The 15140-nt window shown below is 33.1% G+C and carries 12 protein-coding genes; 1 reads left to right on the top strand and 11 read right to left on the bottom strand.

From position 1 onward, the window contains the following. Window positions 1-381: 381 nt before the first annotated feature. The 9 genes from LQ608_RS10250 to licT all read right to left on the bottom strand — a co-directional run bounded on the left by LQ608_RS10250 (window position 382) and on the right by licT (window position 10855). Entirely contained in the window at window positions 382-606 is a 225-nt protein-coding gene (locus tag LQ608_RS10250; protein WP_239751752.1) for a hypothetical protein, read from the bottom strand. Window positions 607-755: 149 nt separating this feature from the next. Beyond that, window positions 756-2114, bottom strand: coding sequence for a PTS ascorbate transporter subunit IIC (locus LQ608_RS10255; protein WP_078357914.1), 1359 nt, complete (start codon window positions 2112-2114; stop codon window positions 756-758). A gap of 19 nt (window positions 2115-2133) precedes the next feature. Then, complete coding sequence (locus LQ608_RS10260; RefSeq protein WP_078357913.1) at window positions 2134-2418, bottom strand: PTS sugar transporter subunit IIB; 285 nt, start codon at window positions 2416-2418, stop codon at window positions 2134-2136. A 1-nt stretch (window position 2419) separates the two neighbouring features. After that, window positions 2420-2860 (bottom strand): PTS sugar transporter subunit IIA, encoded by a 441-nt coding sequence (locus LQ608_RS10265; RefSeq protein WP_239751754.1) that lies wholly within the window; start codon window positions 2858-2860, stop codon window positions 2420-2422. 2 nt (window positions 2861-2862) lie between these two features. After that, window positions 2863-4806 (bottom strand): BglG family transcription antiterminator, encoded by a 1944-nt coding sequence (locus tag LQ608_RS10270; RefSeq protein ID WP_239751756.1) that lies wholly within the window; start codon window positions 4804-4806, stop codon window positions 2863-2865. Between the two features lie 202 nt (window positions 4807-5008). Then, window positions 5009-6463, bottom strand: coding sequence for a glycoside hydrolase family 1 protein (locus LQ608_RS10275; protein WP_239751758.1), 1455 nt, complete (start codon window positions 6461-6463; stop codon window positions 5009-5011). Between the two features lie 26 nt (window positions 6464-6489). After that, window positions 6490-7917 (bottom strand): 6-phospho-beta-glucosidase, encoded by a 1428-nt coding sequence (locus tag LQ608_RS10280; protein ID WP_275583091.1) that lies wholly within the window; start codon window positions 7915-7917, stop codon window positions 6490-6492. Window positions 7918-7930: 13 nt separating this feature from the next. Continuing rightward, window positions 7931-9841, bottom strand: a complete 1911-nt coding sequence (locus LQ608_RS10285) for a beta-glucoside-specific PTS transporter subunit IIABC (RefSeq protein ID WP_239751761.1) — start codon at window positions 9839-9841, stop codon at window positions 7931-7933. Between the two features lie 183 nt (window positions 9842-10024). After that, window positions 10025-10855, bottom strand: coding sequence for a BglG family transcription antiterminator LicT (licT, locus tag LQ608_RS10290; protein ID WP_239734487.1), 831 nt, complete (start codon window positions 10853-10855; stop codon window positions 10025-10027). Window positions 10856-11016: 161 nt separating this feature from the next. Here licT and LQ608_RS10295 point away from each other — a divergent pair, with 161 nt between their 5' ends. Continuing rightward, entirely contained in the window at window positions 11017-11430 is a 414-nt protein-coding gene (locus LQ608_RS10295) for a DUF2871 domain-containing protein (RefSeq protein ID WP_239751762.1), read from the top strand. Window positions 11431-12664: 1234 nt separating this feature from the next. On the opposite strand, the gene desA is transcribed toward LQ608_RS10295, so the two are convergent. Both desA and LQ608_RS10305 read right to left on the bottom strand, forming a co-directional pair. Further along, window positions 12665-13642 carry a Delta(5) desaturase DesA gene (desA, locus tag LQ608_RS10300; RefSeq protein WP_237687665.1) on the bottom strand — a complete coding sequence of 326 codons (978 nt, stop codon included), beginning with the start codon at window positions 13640-13642 and terminating at the stop codon, window positions 12665-12667. Window positions 13643-13992: 350 nt separating this feature from the next. Continuing rightward, window positions 13993-15069: a M42 family metallopeptidase gene (locus tag LQ608_RS10305; RefSeq protein ID WP_239751763.1), complete on the bottom strand. Its 1077-nt coding sequence runs from the start codon at window positions 15067-15069 to the stop codon at window positions 13993-13995. Window positions 15070-15140: the final 71 nt, after the last annotated feature.

Raw genomic sequence — 15140 nt, forward strand, 5'->3', positions numbered from 1 at the left:
CCGAATTAATCTACAACTTTACCCATCTCTTTGATTAACTACCAAGTTAATCTACAACCTACACAATCTCTTCGATTAACTACTGAGTTAATCTACAACTTTACCCATCTCTTCGATTAACGACTGAGTTAATCTACAACTTTACCCATCTCTTCGATTAACGACTGAGTTAATCTACAACCTACACAATCTCTTCGATTAACTACCAAGTTAATCTACAACTTTACCCATCTCTTCGATTAACTGCCGAGTTAATCTACGTCTTAACCTATCTCCACATAAAAAAGCACTTCGTCATCTAGACGGAGTGCTTCATAATCATTCTTACTTCTCTTCTACTACTTTTTGTTAGAGCGTTTTTGTAATAACACGCCTAATACGTCAAAATATAAATACGATAAACTGCAAAATAATAATCAATATAATTAACCAAATTTGTGTTCTAATTTCCTCTTTACTTCCGTTTTTAAAGACATCCAAAAACGAAATTACAAGAAAAATAGCTAATCCTATATAAGAAATCCATGAAATGCCTAAAATTAAACTAGCTAACCAAAAAATTAAAAATATCACTATTCCAATAATTATAGATTTATTAAATTTCATAACAATCCTCTTTCTATCTAATACTGTGTTTATAAACGTTATATTACTATTGTATATATACATATTAATTAATGATATATTTAATGTTAAAAAAATAAATAAAAGTAAAGAGACTGGGACAAATTAATTGTCCCAGCCTCTATTCCTTCTTACTTCTCTTCTACTACTTTTTTGTTAGATCGTTTTTGTAACAACACGCCTAATACGCCAATTATGATTATGATTGCGATTACTCCTGCTAATCCTAAGAATTTTGCTATATATCCTACTACGATTCCTACTGCTAAGAAGTCAGTGTCTGAGAATGTAGTTGATGCTGCTCCTAGGTCTCCCATAAATGGTAGGAGTAATAATGGTAAGAATGTTACTAATATACCATTTAATGCTGATCCTGCAATGGCTCCTTTTATTCCGCCTCTTGCATTACCGAATACGCCTGCTGTTGCTCCTAAGAAGAAGTGTGGTACAACGCCTGGTAATATTACGACGCCTCCTATAAGGAACATGATTAACATGCCTATAACTCCAGTGACGAAACTGACGAAAAATCCTATTAATACAGCATTTTGTGCGTAAGGGAATACAATCGGACAGTCTAATGCTGGTTTCGTATTTGGTACGAGTTTTTCTGAAATACCTTTAAATGCTGGTACGATTTCAGCTAAAATTAATCTCACACCTGTCAAAATGATAAATACCCCTGCTGCAAATGTTACACCTTGAATAACTGAGAATACTATAAAGTTAGTACCGTCACTTAATTCTGAATGTACGAAAGTTGGTCCTGCAAATAATGCAGCTATAATATAAAGTACGATCATTGTTAATGAAATACTTATTGTACTTTCTCTTAAGAAACTTAATCCTTTAGGAAACTTAATATCTTCTGTTGATTTTGATTTCCCAGAAAATAATTTACCAATTTCTCCTGCTGCCCAGTAACTTACTGTTCCAAAATGACCTATTGCTACTTGGTCTGATCCAGTGATTTTTTTCATTGTGGATTGTCCAAGTGCTGGTAATACTGCCATAATCAGTCCTAAAATAATTGACCCCATTATAACTGTCATTGTCCCTGTAATATTACCTACAGTTAACAGTATTGCTAGAAAAGCTGCCATGTAAAATGTGTGATGACCTGTTAAGAAAATATATTTTAAGTTTGTAAATCTTGCAATAAATATATTAACTAGCATCCCGAACATCATAATTAAAGCTGCTGTTGTTCCGTAATCTTTTAAAGCAATGGATATAATGGCTTCGTTATTTGGAACGACACCTTGTACACCAAATGCTTCTTGAAACATCTTCCCGAACGGTTCTAATGAATTTGTAACAACACCTGCTCCAGCACTTAATACAAGAAAGCCTAGAATTGTTTTAATTGTACCTGATGTAATATCTGCTGCTGATTTTTTCTGTACAATTAAACCAATCAATGCGATAAGTGCTACAAGTATAGCAGGTTGACTAAAAACATCTACAAAAAATCCTAATATTGAATTCATGATGCAGTCTCCCCTTTGTTTATAAAATGTTCAATGCTTTTAATTTTTCTTCTAGTTTATTTTGTAATTCTTCTTTATCTAAAATGTTATCTAGCACAACAACTTCACCTAATCTTTGTGCATTTTCTTCTAAATCTCTACCACAAATAAAGACATCAGCCATATCAGGACTTGCTGACATTATGTCACTATGTTCAACTTTAACATCATCTGGAGCTTGTAAATTTTTCAATGCTTCCTGTGCATTCATTTCAACCATGAAACTACTTCCTAAACCGTGTCCACAAACTACTAAAATTTTCATATTAATCATTCTCCTTAAATATATTTATAATTTCTGATTTATTTTTTGCTAATACAAGTGATTGAACTGTTTCTTTATCACTTAAAATTGTTGCTAGCTTTTTTAAAATTTCGAGGTGCGCTTCGTTATCGATGGCACTTAATACAAATACTAATGACGCAAAATGACTATTGTCCGAAAAGTTAATGTGTTCATCTAGTTTAAGTAAACTTAATCCTACTTTATTAACATTCTCGTTAGGTCTTGCATGTGCAATCGCAATTTCAGGCGCAATTACAATGTAAGGTCCCATGTCATGAACACTCTTAATCATTGAATCGACATAATTCTTATTAAAATAATCTTCCTGTAATAATGGTGCTGCAGCTATTTGGATACTTTCTTCCCAGTTAGCAACTTTATCTTTCAATTGTATATGTTCTTCTTTTATAATTTGGGTCAAATTTAGACACCCTCCTCATTTTGGCTCACTGTTTTGATGAGTTGTAATATTCTTTCTTTGTTACCTTTAATCATTTCGTTTCTATTTTCTTCATTCATAATGATTTGGCTTAACTGACCAAGTGCATTCAAATGTATTTGAGGTTGACTAGTAGCGAGTATAACCACAACTTTTACAGGATCAAATCGTTCATGTCCAAAGTCGATTCCATCTTCAAAATGAACCATGGACATACTTACAGGAACATTTACATTCTCAAAATTTGAATGCAGTAATGCGATATTCGGTCCAATCACCATATAAGGCCCAAATTTATCTAAGTGGTCAATAATGTCATCACCATATTGTTTATTTACGTGGCCTGCATCTACTAAAGTTTGTACACTTTTTTTGATTGCTTCATTTCTGCTCGTAGCTTTAATATGTGTTTGAATATGGTGTTCAGGTATGACATCTTCTAAGCTAGGTCCAACCGTTTTGAAACTAGAAATATATCTTTCTCTATAATCATTAATCATGTGATTGATTTTATTTCTATCTTCTTTATTTAAGAATGGTGAAACTTCGATAGTCGGTACTGAAAAGCCATCAACCGGTACAGTTGAAAGGATATAGTCTACGCCGTGTGATTTTAGAAAACTTTCCGAAATATCATAAATTGAAAAAGCATCTAAAATTTCTAATTCTGGATAAATATTCTTAATACGACTTTTCAACAGTTGGGAAGTTCCAACACCAGAACCACATAACAAGATAACTTTAATTTGAGTCGTTTCTTCGCTAGATAATCGTTCTATTGAAGAAGCAAAATGAAGTGCTAAATATGCAATTTCATCTTCATTAAACGTAACTTGATATCCTTCTTCTAATATCCAAACTTGTTTTTTTATCGCTTGTACTAAATCTTGATACTCTTTTAAGATTTCATTTTTCAATGGATTTGAATGTTCCATATTAAAAGTCATTCTATGGATGGCAGGTTGTAGATGTGTAACAAGACCCGTCAGCAATTTATGGTCGTGAATAAGCGGAATCCCTATTTGAGCACTGACTTTTTGAATGAACAAACTAGATAAATGAGATAAATTTTGTTGTGTTTCTTCTTGATGAAATTTATTTACCCTAGCACCTAATAAATGTAATGTAATAAATGCAGCTTCACTTTTAGGAAACTCAATATCAAATAATTTTTCTAACTCGGCGGTAATTTGAATTGCAATGTTAAACGCGTCCGTATTACTTAACCTCTCATACTCTTCATCAGGAATTTCAAAAACAAATTTCTTTTTCGCGCGATGAATTGCAATAATAATGTGATAAATCAATCCATCAATACCAACTTGAACTAATTGAAAATCCTGTTCACTTATAGTTGTAATGACAGCACGTCTTATTTTTTCAAGTTCATCTTTAGAAAAAATTTCAATTCCAATTTGAGCAGTAGATTTACGAAAATACTCATTCACCACGTTGGCATAAGCTTCTCTTAAATTCTTTTCATTACCTTCAATAACAAATCCTTTATTCTTTTTATATTCCAGAATAAGAGCATATTCTTCTAACCAAAGCTGTACAGACTTCAAATCATCTACAACCGTTCGGCGTGATACATTAAGAAGATCAGCTAAACTTTGAGAACTAATCGGACTTGAAGATTCAAATAAATTTAAGATAATCTGTTCTTTTCTTTCATTTTTAGAATAATGAATGTCCAATTCGACATTAGAATCTTCATTATAATTTTCTTTTTGTGATAATTTGACGCCTAAACTTTTATTTCTATCAACATCAACATTCAAATCATTTTTAAATGATTCAATAAACTCCAAATCATATTGAATCGTCCGTTCAGTAACTTGAAATAAAGATGCCAATTCAGAGATCATTACGAAGTCTTTCTCAGCTGATAAATATGACAATATATTTCTTTGACGTTTGCTAAGCAATCAAATAACCTCCTTGTTTATATTGTAAGCGTTTGCTTAAAGTTATAGATGTGTAATCTACTTCGTTTTATAATCCGAAACATTTCACATCAATGCAAATAATAAGAACTTTTAGGATTAAGAGTGGAATTAATCTATGTCTCCAACATCAAAAAAGCTGAGACAAGTAATTTGTCTCAGCTTCTAATCTCAATATTCTATATTATAGGTTCTTACCGTTTGTTGCGATGACCTCTTTATACCAATCGTAAGAGTCTTTTTTAGATCGTGCCTCTGTACCGTTACCGTCATCGTCTTTATCTACATATATAAATCCGTATCTCTTACTCATTTCACTTGTTGACATAGATACTAAATCAATTGGCCCCCATGCTAAGTAACCCATCACATCTACACCATCTATTACAGCTTTTTTAATTTCTTGGATGTGTTTTTCTAAGTAATCGATTCTATATGAATCATGTATACTTCCATCCGCTTCTACTGTATCTTTCGCGCCTAAACCATTCTCTACTATAAATACTGGTTTATGGTATCTATCCCAGAATTCGTTCAATACGATACGAATTCCAATAGGATCGATTTGCCATCCCCAATCTGATGCTTCTAAATAAGGATTTTTCAAACTGTTCATCAAGTTACCTTCTGTTACTTCCCCGTCTTCACTATTTGCAGAAAGTAATGACATATAATAGCTAAATGAAATGTAATCTACTGTATAGGCTTTTAATATTTCTAAATCTTTATCTTCAATTTGTAACTCAATATTGTTCTCTTTTAAAAATTGTTTGTAATAGTTTGGATATTCTCCTAATGCATGAACATCTGTATATAAGAGATTCATTTGATCATCTTGCATTGCTTTTAATACATCTTCTGGATTACAAGTGTATGGATAGTGTTTCATACGTGCTAACATACATCCAATTTGAGCATTTCCATCAATTTCTCTTAATGCCTTTGTCACTAAACTTGATGCTAAAAGTTGATGATGCAATGCTTGATATGAGGCTGCCTTTGGATCATCTAATTGATCTGAAATAATGCCACCACCTGTAAACGGTGAAATATTTATAATGTTGATTTCATTAAATGTCATCCAATATTTTACTAATCCTTTATAGCGTTTAAAGACTGTTTTAGCATAATGTTCAAAATGCTCAACGACTGCTCGATCTACCCAACCATTATATTTTTCAGTTAATCCAAAAGGTGTTTCGTAATGACTCAATGTTACGACTGGTTCAATGTTATAAGACTTCAATGTTTTAAAGACATTCTCATAAAATTTCAACCCTGCTTCATTTGGTTCATGCTCATATCCTTTTGGAAAAATTCTAGACCAATGAATTGATAATCTAAATGCTTTAAATCCCATTTCAGCTAATAGTTTAATATCTTCTTCATAATGATGATAAAAATCGATACCTTCTCTTTTTGGAAATCTACCACTATGTTCACCACTCAACACTTTTTGTATATGTTCAGTCGTTACTTCCATATGATTGTCTTTCGTTCTTTGATCTTTCGGAATATATTCTACAAAGTCCGCACTTGATAAACCTTTGCCATCTTTATCAAATGCACCTTCAATTTGGTTAGCTGCAGTAGCGCCACCCCATAAAAATCCATCTTTAAATCCAGTATTTGTATGCATATATAGTGCTCCTTTGATAATTTGTATTAATAACTTAAATCTTCACCATTTGTTTGAATCACTTTTTGATACCAATAAAATGAATCTTTAGGAGTGCGGTCTAAAGTACCATTACCTCGATTATCTCTATCTACATAAATGAAGCCATAACGCTTTTTCATTTCTCCGCTTCCAGCTGAAACTAAATCAATACATCCCCAAGATGTATAACCTAATAATTCAACACCATCTTTAACTGCTTCAATCATTTGATCTAAATGTTCACTTAAATATTTAATACGATATTCATCATGTATTTTTCCATCATCAGTAACTTCATCTTTAGCGCCAAGTCCATTTTCAACAATGAATAGTGGCTTTTGATAACGATCATAAATTTCGTTCATTGTGACACGTAAGCCGACCGGGTCAATTTGCCATCCCCAATCTGACGCTTCTAAGTAAGGATTTTTTAATGATGCAAACGCATTACCTGCACCTTTTTCTTTATTCACTTCATCGTCTCCACTTTCTAAACGACTTGAGTAGTAAGAGAATGAAATAAAATCTACAGTATTTTCTTTTAATATTGCTTTATCTCCCGCTTCTTGATGAATTTCTACTCCAAGTTCTTCAAACATGCGTTTACTATAAGTTGGATATTCGCCTCTAGATTGCACATCAATAAAGATATATTGTTCTCTATTTTTTTGAAGTGCAGCCAACATATCATTAGGATGGCAGGTGTTTGGATAAACTTCTCCAGCCGCTAACATACAACCGATTTGAAAGTCAGGATTAATTTCTTTACCAACTTTTGTAGCAAGGCTTGAACCTACTAACAAATGATGTGCAGCTTGATATTTGATTTGTTCAGCTTTTTCACTATCTTCAATAATTAAGCCGCCACCGATATAAGGTATGTGTAATATCATATTAATTTCATTATGTGTTAACCAATATTTCACTTTATCTTTATAACGATCAAATACGACACGACTATAATTCACAAAGAAATCAACTGTTTTTCTGTTATACCAGCCACCATATTCTTTCGCTAAATGAAGAGGTGTATCGAAATGATTTAAAGTTACTAAAGGCTCAATATTATAAGCTTCTAAAGTATCAAACACTTTGTCATAAAATGCTAAGCCTTGTTCATTCGGTTCAGATTCATCACCTTTCGGGAAAATTCTTGGCCAAGAAATTGACATTCTTAATACTTTATAGCCCATTTCAGCAAATAATTTAATATCTTCTTCATAACGATGATAAAAATCGATTGACTCATGACTTGGGTAATAATCAAATGTTTCTTGCAAACCTTTAGCTGGGTCAAATAATGGTACATGTCTGTCATCACCAGCTGGTAATACATCTACTAAACTTAATCCTTTGCCATCTTCTTTATAAGCACCTTCACATTGGTTAGCGGCAATAGCGCCACCCCATAAAAAATCTTTATTTAAACTCATCATTTAGTCCTCCTTATAAAATTACTGTTAGTATATGTTTCCCTGATTCTATTGTTTCATTTTCTTCAAGCACGACGTCTTTTGCTAAGTTTGTATTGGTTACGACAACTGGAATAACAGTATCAAACCCTTCTTTAGCAATTGCTTCTCTATCAAACTCAATTAATGGTTGTCCTATTTCAACAGTTTCTCCTTGTTTAACTAAAGCTTTAAAATATTTACCTTCTAATTTAACGGTATCAATACCGATATGGATAAGTACTTCTGCACCATGTTCTGATTTTAATCCGATAGCATGTCCTGTAGGGAACAAACTTTCTACAACACCATTAAATGGCGCTACTACAATATCATTATCAGGTTCTATCGCAATACCTTTACCCATTGCTAAAGATGAGAATACAGGATCTTTAATTGTTGTTAAATCTACTAGTTTCCCTGATACTGGTGATTCAACTAATACATCATTTACCATTTCTGTTTGAGAATTTTCTCCTGCATCAGTTCCTTTTTCAATCGCTGCTTCATTTTTATCACTATGTGTTAAGTAACCAACAACCAAGCCAAGGATAAGTGCCACACCAGTGCTAATTAGTGACATCCAGAATGCTGTATCTAAACCATTTTCACCAATGAATGTTGTATATCCAAAGATACCAAGTCCACCCATGAAATACATCTTTGTACCAGCAACACCTAACATTGCCCCAGCAATACCTGCTACGATACAACTATAAATAAATGGTTTCTTTCTTGGTAATGTAATACCATATATTGCCGGTTCTGTTACACCAAAGAATCCCGAAATAAATGCTGGAATACTTAATGATTTCAATTGTTTATTTTTTGTTCTTAAAAATATACCTATTACAATACCGGTTTGTGCGAATGATGCTGCAAATATAAGAGGAATAATAATATCAAACCCAGAAGTAGAAATATTATTAATCGCAATTGCAACCAATCCCCAATGTAAGCCGAATATAACAAACACTTGCCAAAATGCACCTATCAGTAAACCTGCCACTAATGGACTGAAGTTATATAATCCTATCGCACCAGCCCCGATTAAGTTAGCTGCCCATGTAGAAATTGGACCAATAATAATAAATGTTAAAGGTACGATAATTAATAATGTAAAGAATGGTACTAAGAATGTCTTAACGACATCTGGAATTACTTTTTTCAAGAACTTCTCTAATATCGAAGCAAAAAATACTGAAAATACAATCGGTATAACACTTTGAGTATAAGTCATCGAAATAACTGGTATACCTAAAAATGTTAATGCTGTTTCTGATTCAAAGAATGTACCGCTAAATAGCATCGTTGCATTTTCATTTCCTGCTGCCATTGCACCAACAAGTGTCGGATATACTAACGCTGCTCCTAAAGCCATCCCAATAAATTGATTAGACCCAAACTTTTTAGCTGCTGTTATTCCTAAGAATATTGGGAAGAAGTAGAATAACGCATCCCCAATTGCAAACATAATTTGATAAGTACCTGATTCTTCAGAAATCCATCCGAGTGCCATAAACAGTGCAGCAAAACCTTTAATCATACCCGCTGCAGCTAACACACCTAGTATTGGTTGGAATATTCCTGAAATAAGATCAATAAATCTATTAAACAGTGAACCTTTATTTGATGTACTTTCACTTGAAGAATCATCACTCATATGTGCTTCTTTTCTTACTGCGTCATATACATCTGGAACATGGTTCCCGATAACAACTTGATATTGTCCGCCCGATTCCATAACTGTTACAATCCCGTCTTTGTTCTTAAGATATTCAGTATCGGCTTTCTCGGTATCTTTCAACTGAAATCTTAATCTTGTAATACAGTGCGTTAAAGAATTAATATTCTCTTCCCCACCGACTTTCTCAACAATTTCCTTTGCTAACCCTTCATATTTCATATAAATCCCTCCATTTTCACATAGAAAAACCCAGAATAATACATACGAATCCCAATGTTCGTAATGCATTACTCTGGGTTTTGCCTACTTAAAGTTACAATCCCAAATAGCATATAGCTATTTAAAGTAATTGTTTATTAATTTAAATTTATTATAACGCTTACATTTAATTTGTCAACGCTTTCATTTTGATTTCAATAGTCTCGCTATATGTAATATGAGATAAACCCTCTCGTCATTTGATAATTCATGATTATAATTTATTTTTAATAAGTCACCTATTTTATCGACACAACGGTTAGATTCACTATATTTTTTCTGAAGAGTAGACAATAAAGATACATCCATCACCTCTTCTAAACTTTCAGAATTAATCAATCTTTGACTGAAAAATTTCAAATGCGTTATAAAACGAGCATAGCTCAACTCTTCTTCTGATATATCTAAATTAAAATGATATCTTACAAGATTCACGATACTTTGCGTGATTTTTGTAATTTCATAAACATTCGAAATAGATTCGTTCATATTGGCATTCACAATATGCATTGCGATAAATCCTGCCTCATCTTTTGGCAACTCCAGTCCAAAATGTTCATCTATCTTATCAACACCATATAACCCGATGTTAAATTCTTGAGGGTATAATCGTTTAATTTCATATAACAAAGGATTATTAATGATCGTACCTTCCTTATGACGCTTAATCGCATAATTAATGTGATCAGTTAATGCGATATAGATGGATTCTGATAAAGGTTCTTTATATAATTTATTAGCCTCAACTATAATATCTTGAGAAATTAACAGTACATCATCATCTAACTCTTTAATTAAAGTGAGCATCCGTTCTTGTTCAGCACTCGTTAGACGAAAAACTTTATCAATCTTATCCTTCTCTAACATTTGGCCATTCTTCTTCCCAAAAGCAATACCAACACCCATAACAATGCGCTCGTCCCCGTTAATCTTTGAAATCACGACATTGTTATTCAATATTTTAGTTATTTTCACGACATCCTTCCTTCCCAAAAAATGTACTGATTTTTCTGTTAATAATCATTATAACAATAATATTAAATTTTTAAATATTTTATATAGTTGTTCATATTCAGTTCATATATTTGTATTAATATTTTATTTGTTAATAAAAACAATTAAAAGGAGAAACAATAATGAAAAGATTATTTTACAGTTCAGCAATTTACACGGCATTAGGATTATTAAGTGGACTATTCTATAGAGAAATGAGCAGAGCGAATGACTTCGAAGGCTACTCTCAATTAAATGTTACACATACACATATGCTCGTATTAGGTACAATCATGTTTCTAGTATTCTTACTTATAGAGAAAAACTTTAGCCTAACAAGAAACCACAAACTATTTAACTGGTTCTTCATCACGTATCACATAGGTCTACTATTAACAGTTGCTATGCAAATGACAAACGGAATAATGACAATAAAAGGAATAGAAGCTAGCCCAGCAATTGCAGGTATGTCAGGATTAGGACATATATTCTTATCAGTTGCATTCATCTTATTCTATGTACTATTAAATAAAAGTTATGAATTTAAAAAGCATTAAGAATCAGGATTCATAATTTAGATTGTGAATCGCACGATATCTTTGGAGTCTTCGTGCGTTTTGCACGGATTTGAGCTGAATCGCACGATATCTTTGGAGTCTTCGTGCGTTTTGCACGGATTTGAGCTGAATCGCACGATATCTTTGGAGTCTTCGTGCGTTTTGCACGGATTTGAGCTGAATCGCACGATATCTCTGGAGTCTTCGTGCGTTTTACTCGGTTTTCAGCCGAATCGCACGATATCTTTGGAGTCTTCGTGCGTTTTGCACGGATTTAAGCTGAATCGCACGATATCTTCTGAGTCTTCGTGCGTTATAACTAGATTTGAGCTTAATCGCACGATATCTTTGGAGTCTTCGTCCGTTATATACTTGCTTGATTTGAACTTGATAAGTTAAACGTAAAATCCTGGGACATATATCCCAGGATTTTTATTATGTTAGGGACATAATTCCGAGTATTGTCCGTAAGAGGTGCTGTTAGGGACATAATTCCGAGTAATGTCCGCAAGAGGGGTCGTTAGGGACATAATTCTGAGTAATGTCCGTAAGAGTTACTGTTAGGGACATAATTCCGAGTATTGTCCGTAAGAGGTACTGTTAGGGACATAATTACGAGTAATGTCCGTAAGAGATACTGTTAGGGACATAATTACGAGTAATGTCCGCAAGAGGGCTCGTTAGGGACATAATTCTGAGTAATGTCCGTAAGAGGTACTGTTAGGGACATAATTCTGAGTAATGTCCGTAAGAGGGGGCGTTAGGGACATAATTCCGAGCAATGTCCGTAAGAGGTACTGTTAGGGACATAATTACGAGTAATGTCCGCAAGAGGGGTCGTTAGGGACATAATTCTGAGTAATGTCCGTAAGAGGTACTGATAGGGACATAATTACGAGTAATGTCCCTAAGAGGAGCTTTCTAAGGAGCATTATCCAGAATTCTGCTAGTTAGCGCTTTCTAAAGAGCACTATTCGGAATTTTGCCAGTTAGAACTTTCTAAGGAGCATTATCCAGAATTCTGCTAGTTAGAGCTTTCTAAGGAGCATTATCCAGAATTCTGCCAGTTAGCGCACGACCTTATGCACGACCTCATATACGCCAAGCCTCCAATCAAGCTCTACAACCAAGCTCTACAACCAAGCCTATCCACACACCACACAGCGCCCCTTCCTCCGCACAAAAAAGAGCCGAGACAATTAATTTGTCCCGGCCTCATATATTTATAGCTATGTTATGCATGTCCTCTATTAAATCTACGTGCATATTCTTTAAAAGTGATAAAGCATTTATTTTTTTCGTCATAAAGTTTATATTTTAAAGATTCGAAGCTATCTTTGATTGTAATTGTAGTTGCATGATGTAATGGTGGTGTCTTTTCATGTGCTTGTTCTAATTGATAGTTTGGTATTCTTGGGCTTAAGTGATGTACATGGTGGTAACCGATATTACCAGTCATCCATTGTATAACTTTAGGCAATTTATAATAAGAACTACCTTCTATAGCTGCTTTTACATAATCCCATTCAGATGACTCTTCAAAATACGCATCTTCAAATGTATGTTGAATATAAAATAACCAAATTCCTAACATTCCAGCTATAAATAGCATTGGTAGGAATACTAGCATAAATGGAACGGCCCCAACTAAGAAGAACATACCAACATAGAATGTTAGTAATACGATATTATGAATCCAAGTATTACGTTTTTCTTTTGGTTTAGCGTCTTTTGCGTTCATTCTATTAGAAATAAACAATAAGAATATAGGACCTAGTATAAACATTACAAATGGATGTCTATACATACGATATTTAAATTGAGTGAATTTCGAAGCATCATGATACTCTTCAATCGTCATAACCCAAATATCACCAATACCACGTTTTTCTAAATTACCACTACTCGTATGATGAATAATGTGTTCTCTACGCCATTTTTCATACGGGAAGAACGTCATAAGTCCAGTTATGTTACCTAATAAATCGTTATTCTTTTTCTTACTTAAAAATGATCCATGACAACAATCATGGAAGATAATGAATGTTCTAATTAAAAATCCCGAAGCCAAAACGCCACAAATCAACGACAATGACCAATGTAATTGATAACTTAAGAATCCTACTACTACAAGTGCTATTAACGGAATTAATGTATTTATTATTTGTATTGTACTTTTCTTTAGATTGTTATTTTCAAATGGCTTTACCATTTTTCGTAGCAACTTCTTCTTCTCTTTTTCGATAATTCTCCACGTCCTTTTATTCAATAAATATAGAAAAAAGAAACACCTGAATGAATCAAATACTTCCATCTCTAATACTTATGATATAGCATAACAAGACACTTTACAATTAATATCCATTTCAAAAAAGTTGAATTCAACCAAGAAATATTGTTTTATTTTAATAATAATTTATTACTTGGTCATAACACTTGATGTAAAGCCTGTTATTAAAGGATTTATGCTATAACTTTTTATAATGGTCGCGATGATTATATAAAAAAGTCTCAAAAAAAGACTGAAACAAATTAATTGTCTCAGCCTCTCACTTTTTCTATTTACCACATAATATCTTTTACTGTATCGTCGTTTAATGCTTTTACGATTTCTGCTACTAATTTTACTGCGTTTAAGTAGTCTTCTTTATGAAGAATCGATACGTTTGAGTGCATATAACGTAATGGTACGCCTATTGAGATTGTTGGTGTACCTTCGTTTGCAACGTGAATACTACCTGCGTCTGTTCCACCGCCTGTAATATTATCCCATTGTACGTCAATCCCTTTATCTTTTGCTACGTTTTTAATGAATTTTCTAAAGCCTACGTGACCAATATTCGTTCCATCCATTAATAATACAAGTGGACCTTCACCTAGTTTAGTTTCATGATCTTGACCTTTCATTCCAGGTGTATCATATGCAATTCCAACGTCTACTGCGATTGATAAGTCTGGTTTAATTTTGTTTGCTGCTACTTTCGCACCACGTAAACCGACTTCTTCTTGTACTGTCGCACCTGAAACTAAATTAATACCAAGTTCATCGTTTTTAAGTTTATTTAATACATCAACACTTAATGCACAACCAAAGCGATTATCAAATGCTTTTGCTGTTAAATAGTTGCTATCACCTAGCTCTTCAAACTCTGAATATGGTGTAACCATGTTACCTATTTCTACACCTAATTTTTCTACCTCTTCTTTACTACCAACACCTAAGTCAATAAACATTCCATTCATATCTACCGGACTTTTACGTTCTTCTGGCGTTAATACATGTGGTGGTTTAGAGCCTATAATACCTCTTAATTCTTTACCGTCATCTGTAGTAACTGTAACTTTTTGAGAAAGCATTACTTGGTTCCACCAACCACCTATTGGCGTAAATTTAATATAACCATCTTCATCGATACGTGTAACCATAAATCCAATTTCATCTAAATGTCCTGCGATTAAAATTGTTTTAGAACCATTTTTAGCATTCTTCTTCCCGAAAATGCCCCCTAAATTATCTTCTACAATTTCATCACTTACAGGTTCTAAGTATTCTCTCATCTTAGCTTTAACATTATACTCATATCCAGATATACCATTAATATCTGTGAGTGTTTTTAATAATTTTACTGAATCTGCCAATTTAAATCCCCCTTAAATGTAGTCAACACTTTTATAATATCACGCTCTTTATAAAATGTATCTTAGAAAGG

Origin of the sequence: Mammaliicoccus sp. H-M34 (assembly GCF_022386495.1) — a bacterium.
Lineage (GTDB): Bacteria > Bacillota > Bacilli > Staphylococcales > Staphylococcaceae > Mammaliicoccus > Mammaliicoccus fleurettii.

Excerpts from the sequence above, each read along its gene's own strand:
- LQ608_RS10260 (WP_078357913.1), bottom strand. The coding sequence starts at position 2,418 with ATGAAAATTTTAGTAGTTTGTGGACACGGTTTAGGAAGTAGTTTCATG.
- LQ608_RS10295 (WP_239751762.1), top strand. The coding sequence starts at position 11,017 with ATGAAAAGATTATTTTACAGTTCAGCAATTTACACGGCATTAGGATTA.
- LQ608_RS10275 (WP_239751758.1), bottom strand. The coding sequence starts at position 6,463 with ATGCATACAAATACTGGATTTAAAGATGGATTTTTATGGGGTGGCGCT.
- LQ608_RS10255 (WP_078357914.1), bottom strand. The coding sequence starts at position 2,114 with ATGAATTCAATATTAGGATTTTTTGTAGATGTTTTTAGTCAACCTGCT.
- LQ608_RS10280 (WP_275583091.1), bottom strand. The coding sequence starts at position 7,917 with ATGAGTTTAAATAAAGATTTTTTATGGGGTGGCGCTATTGCCGCTAAC.
- LQ608_RS10285 (WP_239751761.1), bottom strand. The coding sequence starts at position 9,841 with ATGAAATATGAAGGGTTAGCAAAGGAAATTGTTGAGAAAGTCGGTGGG.
- desA (WP_237687665.1), bottom strand. The coding sequence starts at position 13,642 with ATGGTAAAGCCATTTGAAAATAACAATCTAAAGAAAAGTACAATACAA.
- LQ608_RS10250 (WP_239751752.1), bottom strand. The coding sequence starts at position 606 with ATGAAATTTAATAAATCTATAATTATTGGAATAGTGATATTTTTAATT.